At 48.1% G+C, this 23,680-nt stretch carries 22 protein-coding genes; 10 read left to right on the forward strand and 12 right to left on the reverse strand.

Going from position 1 to position 23,680, the window contains the following annotated elements; genetic code table 11:
- Positions 1–435: 435 nt before the first annotated feature.
- The gene (locus tag AC27IB_RS19015; RefSeq protein WP_487122904.1) at positions 436–1,479 is read right to left on the reverse strand and encodes a UDP-N-acetylglucosamine 2-epimerase; all 1,044 of its coding nucleotides are present in this window, start codon (positions 1,477–1,479) and stop codon (positions 436–438) included.
- A 184-nt stretch (positions 1,480–1,663) separates the two neighbouring features.
- Here AC27IB_RS19015 and AC27IB_RS19020 point away from each other — a divergent pair, with 184 nt between their 5' ends.
- Positions 1,664–2,203, forward strand: coding sequence for a gamma carbonic anhydrase family protein (locus AC27IB_RS19020; protein ID WP_296052176.1), 540 nt, complete (start codon positions 1,664–1,666; stop codon positions 2,201–2,203).
- 6 nt (positions 2,204–2,209) lie between these two features.
- Here the strand turns inward: AC27IB_RS19020 and aroE are convergent, their stop codons facing one another.
- A complete protein-coding gene (gene aroE, locus AC27IB_RS19025) occupies positions 2,210–3,025 on the reverse strand; it encodes a shikimate dehydrogenase (RefSeq protein ID WP_487122906.1) in 816 nt (271 codons plus the stop codon).
- Between aroE and AC27IB_RS19030 the strand changes: the two genes are divergently transcribed.
- Entirely contained in the window at positions 3,024–3,470 is a 447-nt protein-coding gene (locus AC27IB_RS19030; protein WP_296052171.1) for a group II truncated hemoglobin, read from the forward strand. The two genes, aroE and AC27IB_RS19030, sit on opposite strands and share 2 nt — an antisense overlap.
- Positions 3,471–3,549: 79 nt before the next feature.
- On the opposite strand, the gene AC27IB_RS19035 is transcribed toward AC27IB_RS19030, so the two are convergent.
- The 7 genes from AC27IB_RS19035 to AC27IB_RS19065 all read right to left on the reverse strand — a co-directional run bounded on the left by AC27IB_RS19035 (position 3,550) and on the right by AC27IB_RS19065 (position 9,440).
- Complete coding sequence (locus tag AC27IB_RS19035) at positions 3,550–4,233, reverse strand: OmpW/AlkL family protein (protein WP_296052168.1); 684 nt, start codon at positions 4,231–4,233, stop codon at positions 3,550–3,552.
- Between the two features lie 151 nt (positions 4,234–4,384).
- Positions 4,385–5,308 carry an oxygen-dependent coproporphyrinogen oxidase gene (gene hemF, locus AC27IB_RS19040; RefSeq protein WP_296052165.1) on the reverse strand — a complete coding sequence of 308 codons (924 nt, stop codon included), beginning with the start codon at positions 5,306–5,308 and terminating at the stop codon, positions 4,385–4,387.
- A 2-nt stretch (positions 5,309–5,310) separates the two neighbouring features.
- Positions 5,311–5,874 carry an L-threonylcarbamoyladenylate synthase type 1 TsaC gene (gene tsaC / locus AC27IB_RS19045; RefSeq protein WP_487122909.1) on the reverse strand — a complete coding sequence of 188 codons (564 nt, stop codon included), beginning with the start codon at positions 5,872–5,874 and terminating at the stop codon, positions 5,311–5,313.
- A 10-nt stretch (positions 5,875–5,884) separates the two neighbouring features.
- Positions 5,885–6,448 carry a DNA topoisomerase family protein gene (locus AC27IB_RS19050; protein WP_296052160.1) on the reverse strand — a complete coding sequence of 188 codons (564 nt, stop codon included), beginning with the start codon at positions 6,446–6,448 and terminating at the stop codon, positions 5,885–5,887.
- A 26-nt stretch (positions 6,449–6,474) separates the two neighbouring features.
- A complete protein-coding gene (locus tag AC27IB_RS19055) occupies positions 6,475–6,951 on the reverse strand; it encodes a DUF494 family protein (RefSeq protein WP_105935458.1) in 477 nt (158 codons plus the stop codon).
- A gap of 276 nt (positions 6,952–7,227) precedes the next feature.
- Positions 7,228–8,319, reverse strand: a complete 1,092-nt coding sequence (gene dprA, locus AC27IB_RS19060; RefSeq protein ID WP_487122912.1) for a DNA-processing protein DprA — start codon at positions 8,317–8,319, stop codon at positions 7,228–7,230.
- A 44-nt stretch (positions 8,320–8,363) separates the two neighbouring features.
- Positions 8,364–9,440 carry a LysM peptidoglycan-binding domain-containing protein gene (locus AC27IB_RS19065; protein WP_296052154.1) on the reverse strand — a complete coding sequence of 359 codons (1,077 nt, stop codon included), beginning with the start codon at positions 9,438–9,440 and terminating at the stop codon, positions 8,364–8,366.
- A 202-nt stretch (positions 9,441–9,642) separates the two neighbouring features.
- On the opposite strand from AC27IB_RS19065, the gene def reads away from it, so the two are divergent.
- From def to AC27IB_RS19090, 5 genes are all read left to right on the forward strand, one after another.
- Entirely contained in the window at positions 9,643–10,152 is a 510-nt protein-coding gene (gene def, locus AC27IB_RS19070) for a peptide deformylase (protein ID WP_487122914.1), read from the forward strand.
- Between the two features lie 12 nt (positions 10,153–10,164).
- Entirely contained in the window at positions 10,165–11,130 is a 966-nt protein-coding gene (gene fmt, locus AC27IB_RS19075; RefSeq protein WP_487122916.1) for a methionyl-tRNA formyltransferase, read from the forward strand.
- Positions 11,127–12,431: a 16S rRNA (cytosine(967)-C(5))-methyltransferase RsmB gene (rsmB, locus tag AC27IB_RS19080; RefSeq protein ID WP_487122918.1), complete on the forward strand. Its 1,305-nt coding sequence runs from the start codon at positions 11,127–11,129 to the stop codon at positions 12,429–12,431. The genes fmt and rsmB overlap by 4 nt, the downstream gene beginning before the upstream one ends.
- 31 nt (positions 12,432–12,462) lie before the next feature.
- Positions 12,463–13,842 (forward strand): Trk system potassium transporter TrkA, encoded by a 1,380-nt coding sequence (gene trkA / locus AC27IB_RS19085; protein WP_487122920.1) that lies wholly within the window; start codon positions 12,463–12,465, stop codon positions 13,840–13,842.
- Between the two features lie 230 nt (positions 13,843–14,072).
- Positions 14,073–15,428 (forward strand): CsgG/HfaB family protein, encoded by a 1,356-nt coding sequence (locus tag AC27IB_RS19090; RefSeq protein WP_487122922.1) that lies wholly within the window; start codon positions 14,073–14,075, stop codon positions 15,426–15,428.
- On the opposite strand, the gene AC27IB_RS19095 is transcribed toward AC27IB_RS19090, so the two are convergent.
- Together AC27IB_RS19095 and elbB are read right to left on the reverse strand one after the other, a co-directional pair.
- Positions 15,425–16,876 carry a TrkH family potassium uptake protein gene (locus AC27IB_RS19095; RefSeq protein WP_296051943.1) on the reverse strand — a complete coding sequence of 484 codons (1,452 nt, stop codon included), beginning with the start codon at positions 16,874–16,876 and terminating at the stop codon, positions 15,425–15,427. The two genes, AC27IB_RS19090 and AC27IB_RS19095, sit on opposite strands and share 4 nt — an antisense overlap.
- Positions 16,877–16,968: 92 nt before the next feature.
- Entirely contained in the window at positions 16,969–17,622 is a 654-nt protein-coding gene (gene elbB, locus AC27IB_RS19100) for an isoprenoid biosynthesis glyoxalase ElbB (protein ID WP_296051940.1), read from the reverse strand.
- Between the two features lie 394 nt (positions 17,623–18,016).
- On the opposite strand from elbB, the gene polA reads away from it, so the two are divergent.
- The gene (gene polA / locus AC27IB_RS19105) at positions 18,017–20,785 is read left to right on the forward strand and encodes a DNA polymerase I (protein ID WP_487122925.1); all 2,769 of its coding nucleotides are present in this window, start codon (positions 18,017–18,019) and stop codon (positions 20,783–20,785) included.
- Positions 20,786–21,236: 451 nt separating this feature from the next.
- On the opposite strand, the gene yihA is transcribed toward polA, so the two are convergent.
- Positions 21,237–21,869 carry a ribosome biogenesis GTP-binding protein YihA/YsxC gene (gene yihA / locus AC27IB_RS19110; protein ID WP_487122927.1) on the reverse strand — a complete coding sequence of 211 codons (633 nt, stop codon included), beginning with the start codon at positions 21,867–21,869 and terminating at the stop codon, positions 21,237–21,239.
- A 171-nt stretch (positions 21,870–22,040) separates the two neighbouring features.
- On the opposite strand from yihA, the gene AC27IB_RS19115 reads away from it, so the two are divergent.
- The gene (locus AC27IB_RS19115; RefSeq protein ID WP_487122929.1) at positions 22,041–22,664 is read left to right on the forward strand and encodes a c-type cytochrome; all 624 of its coding nucleotides are present in this window, start codon (positions 22,041–22,043) and stop codon (positions 22,662–22,664) included.
- Positions 22,665–23,093: 429 nt separating this feature from the next.
- Positions 23,094–23,636 (forward strand): class I SAM-dependent methyltransferase, encoded by a 543-nt coding sequence (locus AC27IB_RS19120; protein WP_487122931.1) that lies wholly within the window; start codon positions 23,094–23,096, stop codon positions 23,634–23,636.
- Positions 23,637–23,680: the final 44 nt, after the last annotated feature.

The following is a 23,680-nucleotide window of genomic DNA, read 5'->3' on the forward strand; positions in this document are numbered from 1 at the left end:
GTGCGAAACTCTTGATATCGTTATGATATTTTTGGCCTTCGCGGCTTCAGTTTTTATTGCTAACCCCTGAAGCGGGATGCGTATATTACGCTCTTTATTTTCAGTGTCAACAACTTTTTGAAATTTAATTTCGAAGGTTGCCACTCAAAACCACTTCAACTTTGTTTATTCAACCTCGCTGAAGTGAGGCGCGCATTCTACGCTGATGGCTTCCAGTGTCAATGCATTTTTTGATTTTTTTCAAACTCTGCATTTGGCTGTAAGCCGCTTCCAATAAGGCTTATCGCAATATTGTTGGGTTGGCGTTTAAGTGCGTTCCCCGTTGAAGTGGGGCGCATTATAGAGAGTTAAGACTACACGTCAACGCTTATTTTAAAAAAACTGTCATAATTGATTTGTTCGCTCATTAATAACGCTATTTGCTAGTTTTATGCGCTATTTCCAGTATCCGAGCTTCTTGCGTAACTGAAATTTACGCCATATTCCTGGCTTATGAGGCTTTAGTTTCCCTTTAAAGTTTAAGATGAAATCATCAATGGCATCTAATACCCGTTCGCAGTTGTGTCCGTCCCTGTATTTTTCGTGGTATTCGACATAGGTATTAATCGATTCCATTAATTCAGGTGGCCTGGTTAATGCTGCATCTAATGCCCGTTCTATTTCCTTTGTACTAGTCACATCCAGTAAATGTGGGCCAGGGTTAGTATTGCGGTATGTGACGACCGGCTTATCCTGCATCATAAATTCAAGAATGATTGATGAGCTATCACATAACAACACGCTTGCCTCATTCACAGTTTCTAAATCCACGTTATGCAGATATCTAACATTATCCAGCGACGCTGCTAATTGTTTGTATCGTTCAACGACTTCAGTTCCATGTAACTTTGGGTGAAACGTTAGTACCCAGTTCCAGTCACGCTCTTTCGCTAAGCTTTCTATTGTTGTGTACACTGCCTCTGCTGAACTAATCCCTTTAGTAAAGGTTGTGCCATATAAAATAGTGGGAGGGTTGGTTGCCGGTGGTTGTTTGCCGTTTATATAGGAATCCACTTTACACCAGCCGGTTTCATAAGCTTTAAAGCTGCCATGCTTTTGCTCCAGTAGTTTATAAGGCTCGGTACTGCTCGGCCCTTGTGTACAAATTAAGTCGAACCAACCCCGGATACGAAAGTGTGAATCTTCCTGATAGGTCTTTTCACCGCGCTTACCAATAAAGTAGCCATGGAACACCCCTACTTTTATACCAGGAATAAAATGATAGATGTAATTGCCAGGAGTTAGCGTTGCATCGGGGTTATACGCTACAAGCTCCTCAACCGTGTTCAGCTTTTTTTCATCCGGATGCAATAGATCTTCACAACCCGCCTCTAAGTACCATGCGACTTCACCCCCACGCTTTACAATCTCAGATTGGATTGGTCTCAGTATTGAATAAGCATAAGGTAATGCCGCAAATAGTACGTAGCGCTTTGACATGAACTCTCCATAACAATGACATAGGTTGGATACGGTATTGTATCAGTATTCCTTTATATCGCGTTTCAATCTGACCACAGATCATTAAGAATGTTCGTAACAGACTTTGCCGGTCGGATATTAACGCAGTTAATGTTTATAATAGAGTTCCTACCCTAAAACACACCAATTCAAAGAGAAACATATGCAACAAACTATTAGTAGTTTTAAAGGAATAACCCCCGATATTAATCAAGGCGTCTATATTGCCGATTCAGCCCGTCTGGTTGGCCAGATTGAAGTAGGCGATGACAGCAGTATCTGGCATATGGTCGCTGCGCGAGGTGATGTTAACTATATAAAGGTAGGTGCGCGCAGCAATATCCAGGACGGTACTATCTTACACGTTACCCGTAAGTCCGCCGGTAACCCTGACGGCAACCCTCTGATCATTGGTGATGATGTGACCGTTGGTCACAAATGCATGTTGCATGGCTGCGTACTGGGCAACCGTATTCTGGTTGGCATGGGTGCCATCGTTATGGACGGTGCAGTGGTTGAGGATGATGTCTTTATTGGTGCCGGTACCTTAGTGCCCCCCAATAAGCGCCTGGAAAGCGGTTACCTGTACGTCGGAAACCCAATGGTACAGAAACGACCGTTAAAAGAAGCTGAAATCGCTTTCTTAAAACAGTCGGCTATTAATTATGTCGAGTTAAAAAACGAATACCTCGCAGAGGGATAACTTCAGCTAGCAATTACGCAGGTATTCAATCACGTTAGCCGTGGCCGGCTGTTTGCCGGTCCAGATATAAAATGCCGCGGCGGCTTGCTCCACCAGCATACCCAAACCATCAAGTTGCTGCCCAGCGCCAAGTTTTTGTGCGTGAGCCATAAATACAGTGGCCCCATTGTCCTTTGCGTATACCATGTCATAGGCCAGCTTGCAGGTAGCTAACAGAGAGTCCGGTACATCGGGCAGATTGCCAGACAGGCTGGCAGAAGTAGAGTTAATCACAACATCATAATGCTCAGCCAGCTGTTGCTGACTCACCGCTTCAACCTTAGGGTTATTAGCATCATCGGCAATATCCTGAGCCTTTGCTATGGTTCTGTTAAGGATATGCAGTTGCTCAATTCCCGCATTAACCAATGGATGAATCACTCCCCGGGCAGCGCCACCAGCGCCTAATAATAAAACTGTCGTCCCCTTGAGGTTAAGTCCGTTGTTGGTCAGGTCGGCCACCAACCCAATGCCGTCGGTATTATAGGCACATAACTCACCATCACTATTCAGCATCAGGGTGTTCGCCGCTTTGGCCATTTTAACCGCGTCGTCTTTATGCATGGCCATACCAAAGGCCCTTTCCTTGAAAGGTACCGTTACATTACAGCCCACGGTTTGTGGCGCAGCAAAAAAGTGGGTAATGGTCGTTTCAAAGTCATCCAGGGGCGCTTCTATTTTCTCGTAGTTGATCTCTTCGGCGCAGGATTTTGCGAACATTTCATGAATGGTTGGTGATAAACTCTGAGCAATTGGATTTCCAAACACGGCAAACTTTTTCATGGGATTATTATCGAAACTGGGTATGGGAAAGAAAACTTCGGATAACAATACTGGTGTTACTACCCCCTATCAAGCAATAGGTGGAGAAAATACCGTCAGGCAGTTGGCCAATCGTTTTTATGACATTATGGAAAACGACCCTATGGCGGCGGAGCTTTTAGCGATTCACCCGCAACCGCTGGACCGGATCCGCCATGTGTTTTTTCTGTATCTGACAATGTGGCTTGGCGGTCCAAACCAGTATGAGCAGGAACGGGGGCATCCGCGGCTAAGAGCCAGACACCTGCCTTACACGGTAACACCTACACTAAAAGCTCAATGGATGTATTGCATGCGTAAAGCTATGTATGAATGTGTTAACGACATGAATGTGGCAGACCAGCTGTTACGAGCTCTCGATCAACTGGCTGATCATATGGTCAATCGTAAAGATGAAGCCGTTTAATCCCCCCACAAAAAAGGCCCTCCAATGAAGGGCCAACAGGCAGTGCAAAAACACAAGGTGAAACTGATAAAACGACTAGTTAGAACTTGTAACCGGCAGAGATAGTGAATACATAAGGGTCAATATCCACGTCTACGCTGCCTTTTACGTCAGCAACGGTAAATTCTGCGGTGGTGTCGATTTTGATGTAACGGGCAGAAGCATTGATAGACCAGTTATCATCAATCTCATAATCAAAGCCAACCTGAGCCGCTAAGCCAAAAGAGTTGTCTAAATCCAGATCGGTAAACGTTTGATCTTCACGAGCGCCGGTAAATTCTTCGTCGAAGAAAATGGTGTAGTTTACGCCAACGCCAACATAGGGAGTGAAGGCACTGTTGGTATCGAAGAAGTAGATAGCACTAACAGTGGGTGGTAAGTGAGTTACCTCAGCCAGTTTACCGTCGCCTAAACCCAGGCCATTGTCGGCAGTATCAATAAGGGTAACGTCATGTGTAAAAGGCGTAGCGGCAAGTACTTCAAGGCCCCAGTTAGAGTCGAGCATATAGACCAGGTTCAGGCCCAGCTGTGTGTTAGAGTCAACCTCAACACCCATACCTACATTGCCACCCAGGGCATCTACATTAACGTTGCTTGAATCGTCGTTTGGTGTAACGGAAGTTAAACCAGCACGAACAATGATATCGCCGGCTTCATAGGCAAATGCTGAAGGCGCAGAAACTAGTGCGGCTAGAACTAGTGTAGCTAAAGCTGATTTTTTCATTGTGTATTTTCTCATTCGTTTAAGTTGATGGAGGCTAATGTACGCCTCCTGACAAATAAAAATTTGATCTAAAACAAGTTTGAAAATACGTTTAAAAATCTGCGAATTAAGGTTGATCTACGTCAAAAAATCCCGGTGCAAGGACTCGCTTTTACCACTCAATAGGCGTAAGCCAGTCCTGCAATTTTGCTTCCGGAGAGCCCGCCGGTGCGGCAAAGCCATATTCCCAGCGAGCCAGGGGTGGCATAGACATCAGGATAGACTCCGTACGCCCACCGGTTTGTAAACCGAATAACGTCCCCCGGTCGTAAACCAGATTAAACTCCACGTATCGACCGCGGCGATAGAGCTGGAACTGACGCTCGCGCTCACCATAAGTGGTATTTTTGCGGCGCTCTATAATTGGTACATAGGCATCAAGATACCCATTACCCACGGCTTGAATGTACGCGAAACACTGTTCGAAATCCCATTGATTGAGGTCATCAAAGAACAGGCCGCCCACGCCACGGGTTTCATTACGGTGTTTGAGGTAAAAATAATCATCGCACCACGCTTTGTGTTCTGCATAAACGTTGTCGCCAAAGGGCTTACAAATTTTCTTGGCGGTGTTATGCCAGTGCTGAACATCCTCTTTAAAAGGATAAAACGGGGTTAAGTCAAAACCACCACCAAACCACCAGATTGGCGTTTCGCCCTCTTTCTCAGCAATGAAAAAGCGAACATTGGCATGGGAAGTCGGAATGTAAGGATTGTGAGGATGAATAACCAGTGAGACACCCATTGCCTGAAAGCTACGGCCCGCCAGTTCGGGGCGCGAAGCTGTGGCCGATGCAGGCATTTGCGTACCATGCACATGAGAAAAATTAACGCCCCCCTGCTCTATTACCGCCCCATTCTTAATTACCCGGGAGCGGCCACCGCCACCTTCTTCACGTTTCCAGGCGTCCTCAACAAAGTGACCTTTGCCATCAGCCAGTTCCAGGGTGTGACAAATGCTGTCCTGTAAAGCCAGTAAAAACGCTTTCACCGATTCAATGGCCTGCGGCGTGTCCTTTAAGGGGGTAATACTCATGATTAATTCCGAATGGTGGTACCGGTTAAGGCATCTTTAATGGTAGAAGGCTGAGTGGCGCCGCCGACGACACCCGAAACATAGTGCACGCTGTTGGCAAAGTAGGTTCTGGCTTCTTCGGTGGTTCTTGCCGGCTCTTGCCCGGTCAGGTTAGCACTGGTAGACACAATCGGGCGGCCGAGTTTGTTACACAGTTCCCGGGCACCTGCGTGGTTGGTTACCCGCACAGCGATAGCGTCATGCTCGCCGGTCAGCCATTTTGGTGCCGTAGCCGACTTAGGTAACAGCCAGGTAACCGGGCCCGGCCAGCAGGAGAAAATACTAAAACGTTTGTCCTGGGGAATAGCGTTGTCGTCGACATAAGGTAAAAGCTGAGAATAGTTGGCCGCAAGCAGAATAAGTCCTTTCTCCACGGGCCGCTGTTTTAATGCCAGTAATGACATAACCGCGGCTTCGTTGTCGGGATCGCAGCCTATGCCCATCACCGCTTCGGTGGGGTATACCATAAGCTGGCCACTTTCAAACGCTGCTATATCAGCATCCTGATGAACTGATTCAACGCCCATTTGTTACCTCTTATTCTGTTTCTTCGCTTGCTGCTTCTTTATAGCCACACAGTGGCTGCGGGCACACTAAACTGCCCTTTTTCTCGACCAGTATAGCCCATCCGCAATCGGGACAGGTTTTCTCAACCGGCGCGAAATTTACCACATAACGGCATTCAGGATAACGATTGCACGCAAAAAAGCGCTTACCGTATTTATTTGTGCGATCTAACAGGTGCCCTTTATGGCACTTAGGACAGGTAACGGAGGTATCGGTTTGAGGTTTGGCGTTTTCTATGTGATGGCAAGCCGGAAAATTGGTGCACCCAATAAACATACCGTAACGGCCTTTTTTAATGGCCATTGACGACCCGCATTCCGGGCAATGACTGTCTTCAATAACCTTCAGAGTAGTGGTTTGATTATCGTGTAACGGCTTAGCGTAGTGACAATCAGGATAGCCACTACAGCCGATAAACGGGCCCGATTTACTGTTTCTGATGCGCAGCTCTTTACCACAGTCCGGGCACGGCCCGTACTGATGCTCTAAAGCGTGCTCATGCGCTTCGAACAGTGAATGATCAATCTTCGACACAGCCCTACACTTCGTAATCTACAAGATTAATGAAGTATACCGTCATGCTCTTCGAATAACAGATCTTCCATCTGTGCGTAGGCATTTTCTTTGCCTGGCACATTAAACAACACCATCAGGACTACCCACTTAAGATCTTCCAGACAGAATTCCGGCGAATCTATCTCCATGACTCTGTCGATGACCATTTCACGGGTGCTGGCATCCAACACGCCAACCTGTTCAAGGAACAATAAGAATCCCTGACATTCAACATCCAGGCGCATTTGTTCCTGTTGCGTATAAATACGGCTCAGGCTGCTGGAGATGCCTTTACAGAAGTAGGGGTTAATATCAGTTTCTTGCAGCGCGGCGAGTTTTTCCAACCAGGCTAGCGCTTTGTATATCTCATCGTGATGAAATCCTGCGCGGACCAATTCTTCGGTTAACTCATCCTGATCGACGCGAATTTCGGTTTCACTATGGATGAAGTTTTCGAAGAGATACATGAGGATATCGAACATAGCATTTTCCCCCTCAATTTGAAGCAATCACTAAACGGTGATTACCTAACCTCGCAAACTCTATTGTAGTGGTCTGGTCTTTTTTCAAGTCTCAAGACCAGTTTTGCGTACGGTATCGATGCAAAAAACACAGCATCTAAGTTCAACTTATCTAAAAATACGGATAATGCCAAGCTTTGGGTCGACTTTTTTTCGATTACGTCGAGCAATAAGCGGCAAGCCTCTGAGACACATACGAAATAAGCCACACGCCCGAACACACCCTGTGAACGTATTTTAGCCACGAATGTAACCACCAGGCACCGCCACAACCATTCCTTGTAACTCCAGCTCCACCAGCTTGGGCATCAAACGATTCACCGAAAGCCCGGTTTTCTCAACCAGATAGTCTATATCTATCGGCTCGCCGGCAAATTCATTGAGTAATGGATCGCTGTGGCCTTCGTTTGGATGAAGACTCTTTTGCTGCTGATTAACTACAGGCAACCAGCCCAACTCTTCAAATATATCCTCTGTTCGGGTTACCAGTCGTGCACCTTGCTGGATAAGGTAATGGGGTCCTTCACTCAGTGGGTTATTAATATTGCCCGGCGTGGCAAACACCTCTATGCCCATATCAGCAGCCAGATTGGCCGTGATCATCGAGCCGCTTTTTATGCGTGCTTCAATAAGCAGCACACCACTCGACAAAGCCGCAATCAAACGATTACGCCGGGGAAAATGATAAGGTTTCACTTGCTCCCAGGGCGGAAACTCAGACACTAAACAGCCCCCCTGCTCAACAATGGCGGACGCTAGCGCCAGATGACTACGAGGGTAAATATTATCGAGGCCACCCCCGAGTATCGCCACGGTGCTGCCAGGCGTAGGATAAGCGCCTTGATGCGCTGCGCCATCAATTCCCAGCGCCAGTCCACTGGTTACCGTAATACCGCCTTCGCCCAGCTCCTGAGCCATTCGACGAGCAGTGTTTAATCCGTGAATTGTTGCTTTGCGACTTCCCACAATGGCCACTTGCGATGCCTGCAATAAGCCGGGTCTGCCGCGGCAAAATAACACCAGCGGGGGTGAGTCCAGTTGCTTTAAACGTGCCGGGAAGATTGAATCGGTGATGGCAATAATTTGATTGAGCGGTTCAGCACTCAGCCAACGATTGACGTTTTCAACCTCCTCACTTTCAGAGGTTATCCGGGTGACTTCTTCTGATTTGAGACCACACCGCAAAAGTTCATCGGCGGGCAGTTTAAAGAGCTGCTCAACGGTTAAACCGAAATGTTCCAGCAGTGCCAGCCAGAACGCCGGCGACCGTTTTTTAATGACACTCAGGCGCAGCCAGAAGTTGGTAAGTTGTGATAGTTGATTTTGCATTAACACTCCCGTACTCAGCACTGAGACGGGAGTGTCAGTACTGATTATGGCTGGGCGACAATGTTGCCGGTTCGAACCATGTCACTGGCCCGGGTTATAATGCCGTAACTGGCATTGGTAAAAGTGCTGAATATAACCAGTTCACCCACTTTTAATGCAGGCTGATGTACGGTACTGCCATCATCAAACACACTTACAACCACTTTACTTTCCGTGGAATACTTGGGCTCCTCACCATCGATGATAATTGGGCCCTGCTGATAAATACCCATTACGGTGCCAGGCTCAATCTCGTCTTCGCCCAGGTCTACAATGACTACATCGTATTTGCCGAGTAACTGGTACTGATGCAGGTTGCCCACGATGAACGCCCGCTGCGATTCATCGGCTGCTTTTAAGGTCATATCGCCGGCCGTCTTAGGCTCACCGTACAGCAATTTGTCACCACGCTTGGCTTCAGAGTTTGAACCGGCAATTTTCACCAGCCACTCTCCTTCGGCACGGTCTTCAACCATGCTTGCATCGGCAATATGGTGAATCTGTACGCCCAACTCGTTACCATCGAGGTCTTCAATTGTAGATTGCTTGCGGATCACGCGATACTGATCTCTTGAACGGCCGCTGCGTCGACTCATTACGAGGTCTTCATTAACAAACCGTATCGACGCATTTTTATCGCCCAGTAAATGCGGCAGGATTTCGTACTTACCGGAATCAAGGATTTCGTGGTGCTGGATGTAAGGCTCGATAACTGACCAGGGTAATAAGCTAATCGGCTCGCCCTGTTTAACCTTACGGTTAGCATTGGGGGAGAGCGTGACCTGAGTCTTTTGCCTGACCATCTCCAGAACCGGCTCGCCGTCAACGATCCTGAGAATCAGCACGTCCCCCGGGTAAATAAGATGGGGATTCAGAATTTGTGTATTGTTGCGCCACAATTCAGGCCATAACCAGGGCTTATCCAGAAAGATACCGGCGATATCCCACAGCGTATCGTTCTTTTTAACCGTGTAACGGGTTGGAGCATCGGATTTAACTTCCAGAGCCAGAGCACAGCCGGCGCTGACCCATAGCATCACTCCAGCCAGTAACATGGCCCATTTCTTTGCAATTCTTAACATTATATCCCCTCGCCAGTAACGTCTCGCAGCCAGCCCTATGCTTGTATTATTAGATCACAATCCCCAATAATTCAGTATAGAAGAGATTAATACTGCATGAAAACGTGCATTAAGCTAGAATAATGCCTGTTAGGGCAGGATAAATAGCATCATCGGCCTTAGCGTATAATTCTTAATACAGAAAGAGTGTAAATATCGACAGATGGCAATATTAGACGTATTACAATTCCCCGACGAGCGCCTTCGTACAGTGGCTAAGCCTATCGACGAAGTCAACAGCGAAATTAAACAACTCGTCGCCGACATGTTTGAGACCATGCGTGAAGAAAAAGGCATTGGCCTGGCTGCAACGCAGGTTAACAGACACGTGCGCCTGGTAGTCATGGACGTCTCCGAAGAACAGAACGAGCCCCGCGTTTTTATTAATCCGGAAATCGTAAACAAAGAAGGTTCAACCATCAGCGAAGAAGGTTGTTTGTCGGTACCGGGTAACTACGCCAAGGTAGACCGCGCTGAAAAAGTTACGGTAAAAGCCCTCGATGGCGAGGGGGAATCCTATGAGCTGGAAGCCGATGGCCTGTTGGCGATTTGTATTCAGCACGAACTGGATCATCTGGATGGTAAGTTATTTGTTGATTACTTATCGCCTTTGAAGCGCCAACGTATTCGAAAGAAACTCGAGAAAGAAGCCCGTCTGGCCGCGAAAGCCTAAGAGAACAGCCTTGTGACCAAGCCACTGAATATTGTTTTTGCCGGTACGCCGGACTTTGCGGCGACCCATTTAACGGCTTTGCTCAACAGCCAACATAATGTGATTGCGGTTTACACCCAGCCTGACCGCCCTGCCGGTCGCGGCAAAAAGTTAACCCCCAGCGCCACCAAACAGGTGGCCGAAGCACATAATATCCCGGTTTATCAGCCGGCCTCGTTAAAAGGCGAAGCTGCTCAGCAGGAACTGGCGGCGCTCAAACCCGATATTATGATAGTAGTGGCTTATGGCTTGCTGCTGCCCAAAGCCGTGCTGGATATCCCGGAGCGCGGCTGCATAAATGTGCATGGCTCCATTTTGCCTCGCTGGCGAGGGGCTGCTCCCATTCAACGCAGTATTTGGGCTGGCGACGAACAAACCGGTGTCACCATTATGCAAATGGACGAAGGCCTGGATACCGGCGCCATGTTGCATATTGCCAGATTGCCGATTACCGATTCAGATACCAGCGCCACGCTGTATTCCAAACTGGCAGAAATTGGCCCGCAGGCCCTGGTTAACGTACTCGATGATTTTGACTCACTGAATGCCGAACCGCAAAAGGAAGACAGCGCCACCTACGCTAAAAAGCTCAGCAAAGAAGAGGCCTTCCTCAATTGGCAGGATCCGGCCGAGCAACTAAACCGCAACGTGCGGGCGTTTAATCCCTGGCCGATTTGCTGGAGTCAGGTTAACGGTAAAAACATTAAGGTCTGGCAGGCTTCTGTGAGCGAGCTCTCCACAGCCAATAAAGCCCCCGGAACCATTCTGGCCGCCGATAAATCCGGGATCGTGGTAGCCACCAGCGATAAAGCACTTTGCATAGAGCAATTGCAATTGCCGGGTAAAAAACCCATGGCTATTCAGGATGTACTCAACGGCTACCAGGATTGGTTCGCAGTAGGCAGCGTACTGCCTGGTGCGCCAGAGCAATCACAATGAAACTGCCGGCAAGAGTTGATCTTCGCGCCGATACTGCGTGGGTAATTTTTCAGGTACTTGAACAGGGAAAATCCTCCCGCGAGGCGTTGGCCATGGCGCAAGCCAGGCACAGCAAACAGGATGCTGCCTGGCTACAGGAAATGGCAATGGGCGTCTTTCGCCATCTGCCTCAGCTACAAATATGGCTACGCGAGCTTCTCGAGCAGCCCCTCAAAGGCAGTAAAAAAATCCTCGAGCATGTCATTTTGCTGGGCTTTTATCAGCAGGCTTACAGTCGCGTGTCTGACCATGCGGCCGTTGCTGCAACGGTTAACGCTGCGGAAGTGCTTGGCGGCAAGAGTCTGAAAGGATTAATTAACGCCATACTGAGAAACTTCCAGCGTCAACAGCTTGCCGCTCAGGCCAGCGATAACCCTATAATCCAATCGGGTTTACCCAAATGGCTGTATAAACGGCTGGCTAACGCCTATCCGCAAGAAATAGAGAGTATTGTTAGCGGCATGAATCAGCCCGCGCCTATCTGGCTGAGGGTGAACCAGCAGCAATGTACTCACCACCATTATTGTAATGCCCTGACCGATGCCAGTATTAGCTTCGCGCTGTCAGAGCAGCATCCGGACGCTGTTATCCTGCTCGATCGCACACCTATTACCACTCTGCCAGGCTTTACCGAAGGCTGGTTTAGCGTGCAGGACGGTGCAGCCCAGTTGGCGGCCCCGCTGCTTGATGCTCAGCCAGGCGAACGTATTCTGGATTGTTGCGCTGCTCCCGGGGGCAAAAGTGCCCATATTCTGGAGCGCTCGACGGCGTTGGCAGAGCTAATTGCTCTGGACAGCGAGGCCTCTCGCCTGGAGCGGATGACCGAAAACTTAAACCGACTGCAGTTGCATGCCAACATAGTGTGCGCTGATGCCGCAGAGGTTGAAAGCTGGTGGGACGGTAAGCCCTTTGATCGTATATTACTGGATGCCCCCTGCTCGGCTACCGGCGTTATTCGCCGCCACCCCGACATTCGCTGGTTACGTAAATCGGCCGATATCGAGGTACTGGAAGCTCTGCAGTATAAAATACTCACCAATCTGTGGCGCACACTGAAAACCGGAGGCACTTTGCTCTATGCTACCTGCTCTGTGTTGCCGGTTGAAAACAAAGCACAGATAAGCCGCTTCCTGCAAGAACACAGTGATGCGCAGCTACTGCCCATCCATTCCGGAGAATCCATCGAACAGCCCGGACGGCAAATATTACCCGGCGAGCAACAAATGGATGGTTTCTATTATGCGAGGCTGCTAAAGTCTTAATAACCAAGATTAAAAACACCTTACAACGACGATGAAAATTATCATCCTTGGCGCAGGACAGGTTGGCGGCACACTGGCTGAAAACCTGGTAGGCGAAAAAAACGAAATCACGGTGATCGATTCCGATCCCGTTATTCTGCGTGCGTTGCAGGACCGCCTCGATCTGCAGGTTGTAACCGGTGTGGGCTCCCACCCCGATGTGCTGCGTAAAGCCGGAGCCGAAGACGCCGACATGCTGATTGCTGTAACCAACAGCGATGAAAGTAACATGCTGGCATGTCAGGTGGCTTACAGCCTGTTTAAAACCCCTACCAAAATTGCCCGGGTCCGCTCCGAGCAGTACATCATTTACCAGGAGCAGCTGTACAAGCAGCAGGATATTCCGGTAGATCATATTATTGCCCCGGAACAACTGGTAACCCAGGCCATAAAGCGCCTGATTGACTATCCCGGCGCCCTGCAGGTAGTGGAATTTGCCGAAGGCAAAGCCAGCCTGGTAGCGGTAAAAGCCTATTACGGCGGCCTGTTGGTGGGCCATGCGCTGTCGGCTCTGAAAGAGCATATGCCCAATGTAGAAACCCGTGTAGCGGCTATTTACCGCCGCGGTAAGCCTATCCGGCCACTGGGTACCACCGTCATTGAAGCCGATGACGAAGTATTCTTTATTGCCGCCACCAAGCACATTCGTGCCGTTATGAGTGAGCTGCAAAAGCTGGAGTCCAGCTACAAACGTATTATGATTGCCGGTGGCGGCTTAATTGGAGCAGGCCTGGCAAAACGCCTGGAGCACAATCACAACGTAAAACTGATTGAATACAGCCCGGAGCGAGCGCAGTATTTATCCGCCCATCTTGATAAAACCATTGTCTTTAGTGGCGATGCTTCCGACTCTACACTGCTGAGTGAAGAAGGCGTAGAACAGGTTGATGCGTTTATCGCGGTAACCAACGACGATGAAGCCAATATTATGTCAGCCATGCTGGCTAAACGCATGGGCGCGCAAAAAGCCATGGTGCTCATCCAGCGCAGCGCGTATGTGGATCTGGTCCAGGGCGGCGAAATCGATATCGCCTTCTCACCCCAGCAAGCCACTATCTCAGCTTTGCTTACTCATGTTCGCCGCGGAGACATAGTTAATGTGTACTCACTTCGCCGCGGTGCCGCAGAAGCTATAGAAGCCATAGCACATGGCGATAAGAATACGTCAAAGGTGGTAGGCCGCGAAATTGGCAGTATTAAATTACCCCCTGGCACCACCATAGGTGCCATTGTTCGCGAAGAACAAGTGATCATCGCGCACAGCGATACCGTGATAGAAGCCAACGACCACGTCATCTTGTTTTTGGTTGATAAGAAATATATCAATGATGTGGAGCGTTTGTTCCAGCCTAGCGCATTCTTTTTTGGCTAAAGATCGTTCAGTTTGCTTGCAAAACACGACTAAACTGATAAATTTTACTATGTTGTGGTGTTACTCAGGATGTTGAATTTTCGCTAAGGAGTATGGCGAATAACAACGGCTTTCCTCGTTTATACAACACCGTTGCCGGTGAGGTTAAGTATATAATCACTAGAACGTTTTTACTGAAACGTGATACCCCATCGGTTTCCTTAATTGTTAGTATTATATGAGAGGGATCCGTGAAAACTATCAATTCAAAGATTGTAAAACCGTTCCAGCAAACCCCTATTAAATCACTGAAACTGTTAACTATTGCCACTGCTTTGGCTTTTCAAACGGCGTGTATGTCAACCAACCCGATGATGGGCGGCAGTGACAGCACCGTTACCGGCGCCGCTGGCGGTGCAAATGCATCGGAAAACAATACTGCTCTGGAAAAATGCGATGCCCCATTGGGTACCGCTTCGATATTTGAAGACACAACCTTGCCCTGGTGGCAGGATTACCGAAGAACCTACCCTAAAGTCGGAAGTACTGTTCCCATACTTCGCCTGATGATTCAGCAATCAAATTGCTTTGTGATTGTAGAACGTGGCCGGGCGATGAATGCGATGAACAGAGAACGTCAGCTAATGCAATCCGGCCAGCTACGCAATACCAGTAATATAGGTGCAGGACAAATGGTTGCCGCTGATTACACGGTAAGCCCGGAGATCATGTTTGCCGAGAAAACGGCCTCTGGAAAAGCTATTGGTGGCGCTATACTCGGCGGCCTGGGTTCCCTGGTGGGTGGTGCTTTTGACAAAAACGAAGCTGCTACCACGCTAATGCTAATCGATAACCGCTCAGGTGTGCAGCTATCATCCTCGTACGGTTCATCGTCGAACTATGATTTTGGCATGTTTGCCGGCATGTTTGGTGGAGGTGTTGGCGGTGCAGGTGGCGCTTATTCGAAAACACCTGAAGGTAAAATGCTGACAACCGCGTTCGCCGACTCGTTTAATAATATGGTTAAAGCACTGAGGAACTACAAAGCTCAGGAAGTCGAAGGTGGTCTTGGCAACGGCGGTTCTCTATCGGTTAGCGGTGCACAAGACGCTCAGCCACAAACCCAGCCAATTCCACAGGAGCCCAGCCCACCGCTGGTATCAACAGCGGTTTATGTGGAACCCACGCCAGCATCGACTTCTGTGAATAGAAGCAAAAGCTATAACTTTGATATAGACGAATATGACGAAGATGCTTTTAATCATTATTTTGAATGGCTTAAAAACACCGGCCCGTTAGTAACAGCATTTGCTAGCTTTGACCCTGAAAATAACAGCAATGCATTTGGCGGTATGTCCATTTCTTCGGTTGCAACAATGCTCCTTGGTCAACTGGATACTTATCGTATCGAGTTAGAGGCCTGGCCGTATGAAGCTAGAGCTGAAGCCTGGCGTGTTATGGGAAAACGTATCGAGAGCCACAGCAAAATATTCGAAAGGAATCGTCAAATGGCGTTGAAAAACGAACGGTTATCAGAAGACGTTCGTTATATGATTTCTGATATCCAGCTTGTTACCAAGGAAAACTTATTTCCTGAAGGTATCTAACCCCGCCAGAACGTAGGCGAGAACAATACCAGTAACGAAAAGACTTCCAGTCGACCAAACAGCATGGCGGTAACCAGTAACCACTTACCGCCATCGCTGACATCGGCAAAGGTACCCGCAACCGAACCCAGCCCCGGGCCAAGGTTGTTTAGGGTAGCGGCTGTCGCTGTGAAGGCGGTAATATTATCCAGCCCGGTAGCAATCAGACCGATCATAATCACCACAAACACTATCGCATAGGCAGAGAAAAAGCCCCATACCGCTTCTACGACCCTGTCTGGCATCGCCCGCTCCCCCAGTTTAACGGAGTAAACGGCCTTAGGGTGGATTAGCCGGTCGATTTCCCGCTTGCCTTGTAGAAACAACAGATAGACCCGGATCACTTTTAACCCGCCACCGGTAGAGCCCGCGCAGCCGCCAATGAAGCTGGAAAAAATCAGCAGTATGGGCAGAAATGACGGCCAGTTTGCAAAGTCGGTGGTGGCGAATCCGGCAGTAGTACTGATTGATACGGCCTGGATAACCGCCTGATCCAGAGCTTCCTCGGCGTCGCTGAAGTGGTTATGAAAGACCAGCACCATAAAGCACACGCTGATCAAAGCCACCTGAATAAACAGGAAAGCTTTTAACTCAGGATCCTGCCAGTAACCCTTCAGCGACCGACCGCTGGCAGCGGCATAATGCAGTGAAAAATTAAACGCAGCGATAATCAAAAAGAGGGCGCAGACCGCATTCACTACCGGACTATCAAAATAGCCAAGACTGGCATCATGGGTAGAGAACCCCCCGATGGCGATGGTGGAGAAGGAATGGCAGATGGCATCGAACCAGTTCATGCCAGCAAACCAGTAAGCCAGAGTACAGGCACTGGTTAGCGATAAGTAGATATACCACAGATGCTTGGCTGTATCGGCAATCCGCGGAGTCATTTTCGAATCTTTTACCGGACCAGGTGTTTCGGCTCGATACAGCTGCATGCCCCCTACCCCAAGAATAGGCAGAATAGCCACGGCCAGTACAATGATCCCCATCCCACCTAGCCATTGCAGTTGCTGACGGTAAAACTGAACAGAATGGGGGAGAAAATCAATCCCTTCAATTACCGTTGCACCGGTGGTGGTTAAGCCGGAAAACGATTCAAAAAATGCATCGGTAACGGTCATTGAAGGTTGTTCAAGCAAAATAAACGGAATGGCACCGAAGCTGGCCAGTACCGACCAGAATAACACTACAATTAAAAAGCCTTCGCGGGCTCTTAAGTCCTGCCGGTGCATACGGTTGGGATACCAAAATGCACATCCGGTAAGAATACACAGTATAAAAGCCAGGAAGAAAGGCAAGCCACTACCGTCTTCGTATATCAGAGAAACGATCGCTGGTGGGATCATGGTGACTGAAAACAGTGCAACCAGTAGCCCTAAAATACGAATGATAGCGCGATAATGCATTATAGTGTGTTGGCTATTCTTTATGTTATTGAATTGATGCAGCTCTCACTATATAGCGAAAGCTACAGACAACCAAGTGACTCTTCAGTTTACTACTGCATGGCGAACACTGCCTGAACCATTTTATCCAAGCCTTCACCTACTTCCAGCAGGTTCTGGCCAAGCATGTAGGCAGGAGTGGTGACCAGTTTGGCGCCGCTATCTATAATCACTTCAGTGACCTCACAATTTTGATGCTTGATACCAAATTGCTCCAGCGCTTCAGCGGTGCCGGCATCGTTACCAATGGTCAGATTAACGCTGTTACCATAGACCTTGGCCGCCAGCGCAGGGGCAATACAGGCATAGGCAGCGGGTTTACCCGCGTCGGCAAACGCTTTGCAAACAGACAGCACATCGCCATCAAACTCACAGTCGGGCCCCTCTACGGCGAAGGTACACAGATTCTTTGCCGCACCAAAACCGCCCGGCAAAATTAACAGGTCAAAATCGTCTGCATTACACTCGGTAACGGCTTTTACCTCACCCCGCGTGATCCGTGCGGCTTCTACCAATACATTGCGTGACTCGCCCTCGGCCACTTCACCGGTGAGGTGATTAATAACATGCAACTGTGGCTTATCTGGCGCAAAACACTGGTAGCTGCCACCGTGTTTAAGAATGCTCTGCAAGGTTAATACAGACTCGTGAATTTCGGCGCCGTCGTAAACTCCACACCCGCTCAGAATAACGGCAACTTTTTTCATGATCTTGTCTCCATACTGTGTCATTTCTGGCTTATGCAATTTGATTTTATGAATTGCCATTAACCATTAAAAATTTTATCAACCAAAACTAGGATTTCTACTGGTATATGCTAAATTATCCTTTGTACCAGCGCCTGTCTAAATAATAGACAGTTTGGTTATCCACAATAATATATGGAAATAATAAAGCAGGATAGAGTCTGCAAAACTTTTATTTTTCCCTTACTTTTCATAAAGATCTGCTGCCAATATCGTAGCGATCGGATCGCGCCCTTTTAACGTTGATCACATTAGATCACAAAGTTATCCACAACTGTAGGGATCGCAACAGTAGCCATTACCATAGGTGTATGGCATGCTTCGCCACAGACCATAGCAAGAGAAGATTTTAATCATGTCATCCCCTTCAAAGCCCCCGTTTATCCTCGTAGATGGGTCGTCATACCTGTTCAGAGCTTTTCATGGATTACCACCGCTGACCAATACCAAAGGTCAGGATACCGGCGCGATCTACGGCGTGATCAACATGCTCAAAAGTTTGATCAAACAGTACAATCCAACTCACATTGGTGTGGTATTCGATGCCAAGGGAAAAACGTTTCGGGATGATATTTATCCGGAATATAAGGCAAACCGGCCGCCCATGCCTGACGAGCTGCGGTCGCAAATTGCGCCCTTACACGAAATTATCAGGGCTATGGGCCTGCCACTTATTATTGAAGACGGCGTAGAAGCAGACGATGTGATTGGTACGCTTGCCCGCCAGGCCGGTGAGCAAGGTATCGATACCCTAATCAGCACGGGCGATAAAGATATGGCCCAGTTGGTGAATGAGCATGTCACGCTGATCAATACCATGAACAATCAGTTGATGGACGTCCAGGGCGTACACGATAAATTTGGTATCCCGCCAGAACTGATCATCGACTTCCTCGCCCTTAAAGGTGACAAAGTAGATAACATTCCGGGCGTTCCCGGTGTGGGAGACAAAAGTGCACAGGGCCTGCTAAACGGCATTGGTGGAATTGAAGCGATTTATCAGAACCTCGATAAAATAGCCGAACTGGATTTTCGCGGCGCCAAAACGCTGGGCAAGAAAATGGCAGAGTTTGAGGAACAGGCCCGCTTATCTTACCAACTGGCAACCATCGATGTAGCGCTTAACCTCGACTATTCTCCAACAACACTGACACCCACCGAGGCCGATAACGATAAGCTGGCCGATTTATTCAGTGAGTATGAATTTAAGCGCTGGTACACCGAAGTGACCAGCAGCCAGGCGACCCCTGCCACATCCTCGCCAGAATCTGCCACTGAGGACAGTGAGAGCAGTGAAGAACAGAGCGACATTGAGGTGGACTACACCACCATTCTTGATGAAGCGACCTTTAATCAGTGGTTCGAAAAAATTAAGCAGGCAGACATCGTAGCGTTTGATACCGAGACCACCAGTCTGGATTACATGGAAGCGGAACTGGTAGGAATGTCGTTTTGTATGGAGCCTGGCGTAGCGGCCTATCTACCGGTTGCTCATGATTATCCGGATGCGCCTGAACAACTCTCAAGAGACTGGGTGCTTGAACAACTGAAACCCTGGCTGGAAGATCCGGCACAAATAAAGGTAGGTCAGCACCTCAAATACGATAAAAATGTGCTCGCTAACTATAACATTGTGCTCGATGGTATTGGCTTCGACACCATGCTTGAGTCATACGTGTTAAACAGTACCGGTAGTCGCCATGATATGGATACCCTGGCCCAAAACTATCTCAACCACCGCACAGTACATTATGAAGAAATTGCCGGTAAAGGTGCCAAGCAGCTTACGTTCAATCAGATTGACCTGGAACAGGCGGCCTTCTATGCGGCGGAAGATGCTGACATTACCCTGCGCTTACATAACGTGTTGTGGCCAAAAGTAGCAGCCGAAGACACGCTGAAAAAGATCCTGCTGGACATTGAAGTGCCTCTGGCCTCCATTCTGGCGCGCGTGGAGCAACAGGGTGTACTCATAGACAGCCAGCAATTGAATCAGCAGAGCCAGCAACTGGCCACGCGGATTATGGAACTAGAGAAAGAAGTTCATGAAATGGCCGGCGAAGCCTTTAACCTGGGTTCAACCAAACAACTGCAACATATTCTGTTTGAAAAAATGGAACTGCCGGTTGTTAAGAAGACACCAAAAGGCGCACCGTCTACGTCCGAAGAAGTGTTACAGGAACTGGCTCTGGACTACCCCCTGCCGGCATTGATTATGGAATACCGCGGGCTGACCAAGCTGAAAAATACCTACACGGATAAACTCCCGAAGATGATTAATCATCGCACTGGCCGTGTGCACACCTCGTATCATCAGGCAGTAACGGCCACCGGTCGCCTGTCCTCAACCGATCCCAACTTACAGAATATCCCGATTCGAAACGAGGAAGGCCGGCGCGTCCGTAAAGCCTTTATTGCCCGTGAGGGTTATAAGATTGTCGCGGCTGACTACTCACAAATTGAATTGCGGATCATGGCGCATTTATCCGGTGATAAAGGGTTGCTGGATGCATTTGCCCATGGCAAGGATATTCACCGTGCTACCGCAGCAGAGGTATTTAATGTTGCTGAGGATGATGTTACCGATAACCAGCGCCGCAGCGCCAAAGCGATTAACTTTGGTTTGATTTACGGAATGTCAGCGTTTGGTCTGGCTAAACAGTTACACGTTAGCCGTCAGGAAGCTCAGGAATATATGGATCTGTACTTCAAGCGTTACCCTGGCGTACTGGACTACATGGACCGTACTCGCGAGTTTGCTAAAGAGCATGGCTATGTGGAAACCGTGTTCGGCCGTCGCTTGTATTTACCGGAGATCAAATCCAGCAACGGTGCACGCCGTAAAGGTGCCGAACGGGCAGCTATTAACGCGCCAATGCAGGGAACAGCAGCCGACGTCATTAAGATGGCAATGATTCAGGTCGACGACTGGATCCGTAGCAACAACAATGACGACGTAGTCATGATCATGCAGGTCCACGATGAACTGGTATTTGAAATTAAACAAGCGTCCCTGGATAGCCATGTAGCAACGATAGTTGACCTGATGGAACAGGCCGCAAACTTGTCGGTACCACTGAAAGTTGAAGCCGGAAATGGTGAAAACTGGGAAGAAGCACACTAAAAAAGTAACTAGCTTTCAGAAAAAACGTAACAATCGTCGAATTAAGCGCCAAGTCACCGGTTACATAAGTAATAAAATTACACTTTTGACTTGCCGTTTTCGATTAGCTTAGGTAGTCTTACCACTGTAGGGTACAGAGGTGAGAAATCATTTTTCAAACCTTTGATTTGAGCTCCGGTGTTTACCGGAGCTTTTTTTATGTCTGCAAGAAACTTTCAGAAGGGCTGTTCAAGCTGTCCGGAACACTAAGATCCCCCTCTCCATACACCTGAACCACATTTTTATTCGCATTTAAACAATTGAAAAATATAAAGAATAAAAATTATTTTAAAATAAATGAATTATTTCTGAACTTTCGGCCGGATTACGTACTCTTATAATCGGTTTTTTTATGTGTTTTCTCTCAGTCCTTAGCCCCATTCATTGAATGGGGTTATTTTTTTGGCGCTCATTAATTGGCGTCAATCTGCTCGTTACTCTCTTTGCTTTTAAGCAAACCAAACCACTGATTAAGCACCGCCTCAAGCTCCGGTAGACCGTGTTTGTTCAGCGCCGAAAAAGTTTGCACGGTTACATCACCACAAAATGCCAGTGCAGCCTCTTTGGCCATTAGCAATTGTGCTTTACGCTTACCTGATTTTAATTTGTCGGCCTTGGTCAGCAGAGCCAGCACCGGAATACCCGCATCGACCGCCCAATAAATGAGGTCCTGATCGATATCTTTATAGGGATGGCGAATATCCATCAGAACAACCAGTCCCTTCAGGCTTTTACGCTTTTGTAAGTACTCACCGAGAGAACGCTGCCATTTTTGTTTCATCGCTATGGGTACTTTCGCATAACCGTAACCGGGTAAATCGACCAGCCGTTTATCGTCTTCCAAATCAAATACATTGATGAGTTGGGTACGGCCTGGTGTCTTACTGGTTCTGGCAAGGTTCTTTTGCCGGGTCAGTGCATTTAGGGCGCTGGACTTTCCGGCATTGGATCGACCGGCGAAGGCGACCTCAATACCAGTGTCATCTTTAAGGTGTTTAATGTCCGGCGCGCTGGTAAAAAATTTTGCTTTGCTGTAATAACTCATGGGGCACTCATAATGTCAGAACATCTGCTACATTAGTCGTAGTTCAATATTAAACCGATGTTATTCCATAGTTTTAGCATGGAATAGGTTTTTCTGACGCGTTAAATGTGTAAAATACGCATGATATCACGTATATCACATCAGCCGTTGGATCCTTGTAAGAGAAAAATTATGAAAAAACTGTGTTTGTTGGTTTGTTTAACCCTTGGGTTTACCAGTTCTGTTACTGCCGAAGGAGACCCTGAGGCTGGTAAAGCAAAATCAGCTGTCTGTGCTGCCTGTCACGGACCTGATGGCAACAGTATGATCGACATCAACCCCAAAATTGCCGGTCAGCATGAAAATTACCTGACTAAGCAATTAACCGAGTTTCGTTTAGCTTCTTCTACCGGCGGTGAAGAAGGTCGTAACAATGCCGTGATGAACGGTATGGCTGCTCCTCTGAGCGACCAGGACATAGCCGATCTTGCCGCTTACTTCTCTAGCCAGGAAGCCAAGCCTGGTTCAACCCCGGAAAACTTTGTTGAGCCCGGTGCTGCCCTGTATCGTGGTGGTGATGCTGACCGTGGCGTAACGGCTTGTATCGCATGTCATGGTCCAAGTGGTAACGGCATGCAATTAGCCGGTTTCCCGGACATCAGTGGTCAGCATGCGGCTTATACAACCGCCCAGCTGAAAGCATTCCGTGCCGGCGAGCGTCATAATGATATGAATGGCATGATGCGTGACGTTGCGTCTAAACTGACCGACGAAGACATCGAAATTCTGGCCAATTACATCGCTGGTCTACACTAAAATTTACCAGACTGACCAAAGCTTACACGTCATTGTTAATAAAATGTAACACGCGGTGTTGTAATTTATTGCAGTTAGTGTAAGCTTGTTTGCGTCGTGAAACCTGTTGTGAAACAGCCCGACATTAACAACAAAAATAAAAAGTCAGTCCACGGATGAATTTATAAAGTGTCAGGAAGACCCAGAACAAAAAATGCTCTGTGAAAAAGAACAATAAGGGGAGCACTGCAGGAAAGCCAGCCGCACAGAGAAGTGCACTAACGGGAGAGGTGTCATCTGACACTCAATTAACAAGGTGATGGTGTGATACCATCACCTTTTTTATTGCAGTAAATCATGTTTAATTGCCCACTTTGCCAGTCCAAACAATACGTTCAGTTTCATCAGGATAAAAAACGAACTTACTTACGCTGCAATCGGTGTTGGTTAGTGTTTGTCGATCCTCAGTCTCTGCCTTCTCAGGAGCAGGAACTGGCAGAATACCAACTGCATCAGAATAGTCTCGAAGACGAAGGTTACCTTCGGTACCTTAATCGTTTGGTTACCTGTGTGACACCACACCTGAGTGCGGAGACCAGAGTGTTGGATTACGGCTCAGGCCCCTGCCCGGCACTTGCCCATTTATTCGCGAGTCAGGGCTTCGACGTCGATTGCTTCGATCCGTTTTTCGGCCCTAAGGAAATACCTCACTCGCACTACGAATTGATTACCGCAACGGAGTCTATTGAACACTTCCACACACCGGCAACCGAATGGCAACGCTGGATGCAATTGCTCGCACCTCAGGGATGGCTGGCGATTATGACTAAACGGGTGTTAAACGCTGAAAAATTTGCCAGTTGGCATTATAAAAACGATCCCACTCATGTCAGTTTCTTTTCTGTGGAAACCTTCACCTGGCTGGCCCGTGAGTATCAGTTAAATGTGATCTTTCCCGACCGCGACATTGTATTGATGCAGAAGCTCGCGTAATAACACGTTATAATGGTAATCATTAAACATTGCACCAGAGCGCG

The sequence above is a fragment of the Alteromonas sp. 4NH20-0104 genome (genome assembly GCF_057547795.1).

Coding starts and splice junctions, on each gene's coding strand:
- AC27IB_RS19015 (WP_487122904.1), bottom strand. CDS start 1,479: ATGTCAAAGCGCTACGTACTATTTGCGGCATTACCTTATGCTTATTCA.
- AC27IB_RS19020 (WP_296052176.1), top strand. CDS start 1,664: ATGCAACAAACTATTAGTAGTTTTAAAGGAATAACCCCCGATATTAAT.
- AC27IB_RS19030 (WP_296052171.1), top strand. CDS start 3,024: ATGGGATTATTATCGAAACTGGGTATGGGAAAGAAAACTTCGGATAAC.
- aroE (WP_487122906.1), bottom strand. CDS start 3,025: ATGAAAAAGTTTGCCGTGTTTGGAAATCCAATTGCTCAGAGTTTATCA.
- AC27IB_RS19035 (WP_296052168.1), bottom strand. CDS start 4,233: ATGAAAAAATCAGCTTTAGCTACACTAGTTCTAGCCGCACTAGTTTCT.
- hemF (WP_296052165.1), bottom strand. CDS start 5,308: ATGAGTATTACCCCCTTAAAGGACACGCCGCAGGCCATTGAATCGGTG.
- tsaC (WP_487122909.1), bottom strand. CDS start 5,874: ATGGGCGTTGAATCAGTTCATCAGGATGCTGATATAGCAGCGTTTGAA.
- AC27IB_RS19055 (WP_105935458.1), bottom strand. CDS start 6,951: ATGTTCGATATCCTCATGTATCTCTTCGAAAACTTCATCCATAGTGAA.
- dprA (WP_487122912.1), bottom strand. CDS start 8,319: ATGCAAAATCAACTATCACAACTTACCAACTTCTGGCTGCGCCTGAGT.
- AC27IB_RS19065 (WP_296052154.1), bottom strand. CDS start 9,440: ATGTTAAGAATTGCAAAGAAATGGGCCATGTTACTGGCTGGAGTGATG.
- def (WP_487122914.1), top strand. CDS start 9,643: ATGGCAATATTAGACGTATTACAATTCCCCGACGAGCGCCTTCGTACA.
- rsmB (WP_487122918.1), top strand. CDS start 11,127: ATGAAACTGCCGGCAAGAGTTGATCTTCGCGCCGATACTGCGTGGGTA.
- trkA (WP_487122920.1), top strand. CDS start 12,463: ATGAAAATTATCATCCTTGGCGCAGGACAGGTTGGCGGCACACTGGCT.
- AC27IB_RS19095 (WP_296051943.1), bottom strand. CDS start 16,876: ATGCATTATCGCGCTATCATTCGTATTTTAGGGCTACTGGTTGCACTG.
- elbB (WP_296051940.1), bottom strand. CDS start 17,622: ATGAAAAAAGTTGCCGTTATTCTGAGCGGGTGTGGAGTTTACGACGGC.
- polA (WP_487122925.1), top strand. CDS start 18,017: ATGTCATCCCCTTCAAAGCCCCCGTTTATCCTCGTAGATGGGTCGTCA.
- yihA (WP_487122927.1), bottom strand. CDS start 21,869: ATGAGTTATTACAGCAAAGCAAAATTTTTTACCAGCGCGCCGGACATT.
- AC27IB_RS19115 (WP_487122929.1), top strand. CDS start 22,041: ATGAAAAAACTGTGTTTGTTGGTTTGTTTAACCCTTGGGTTTACCAGT.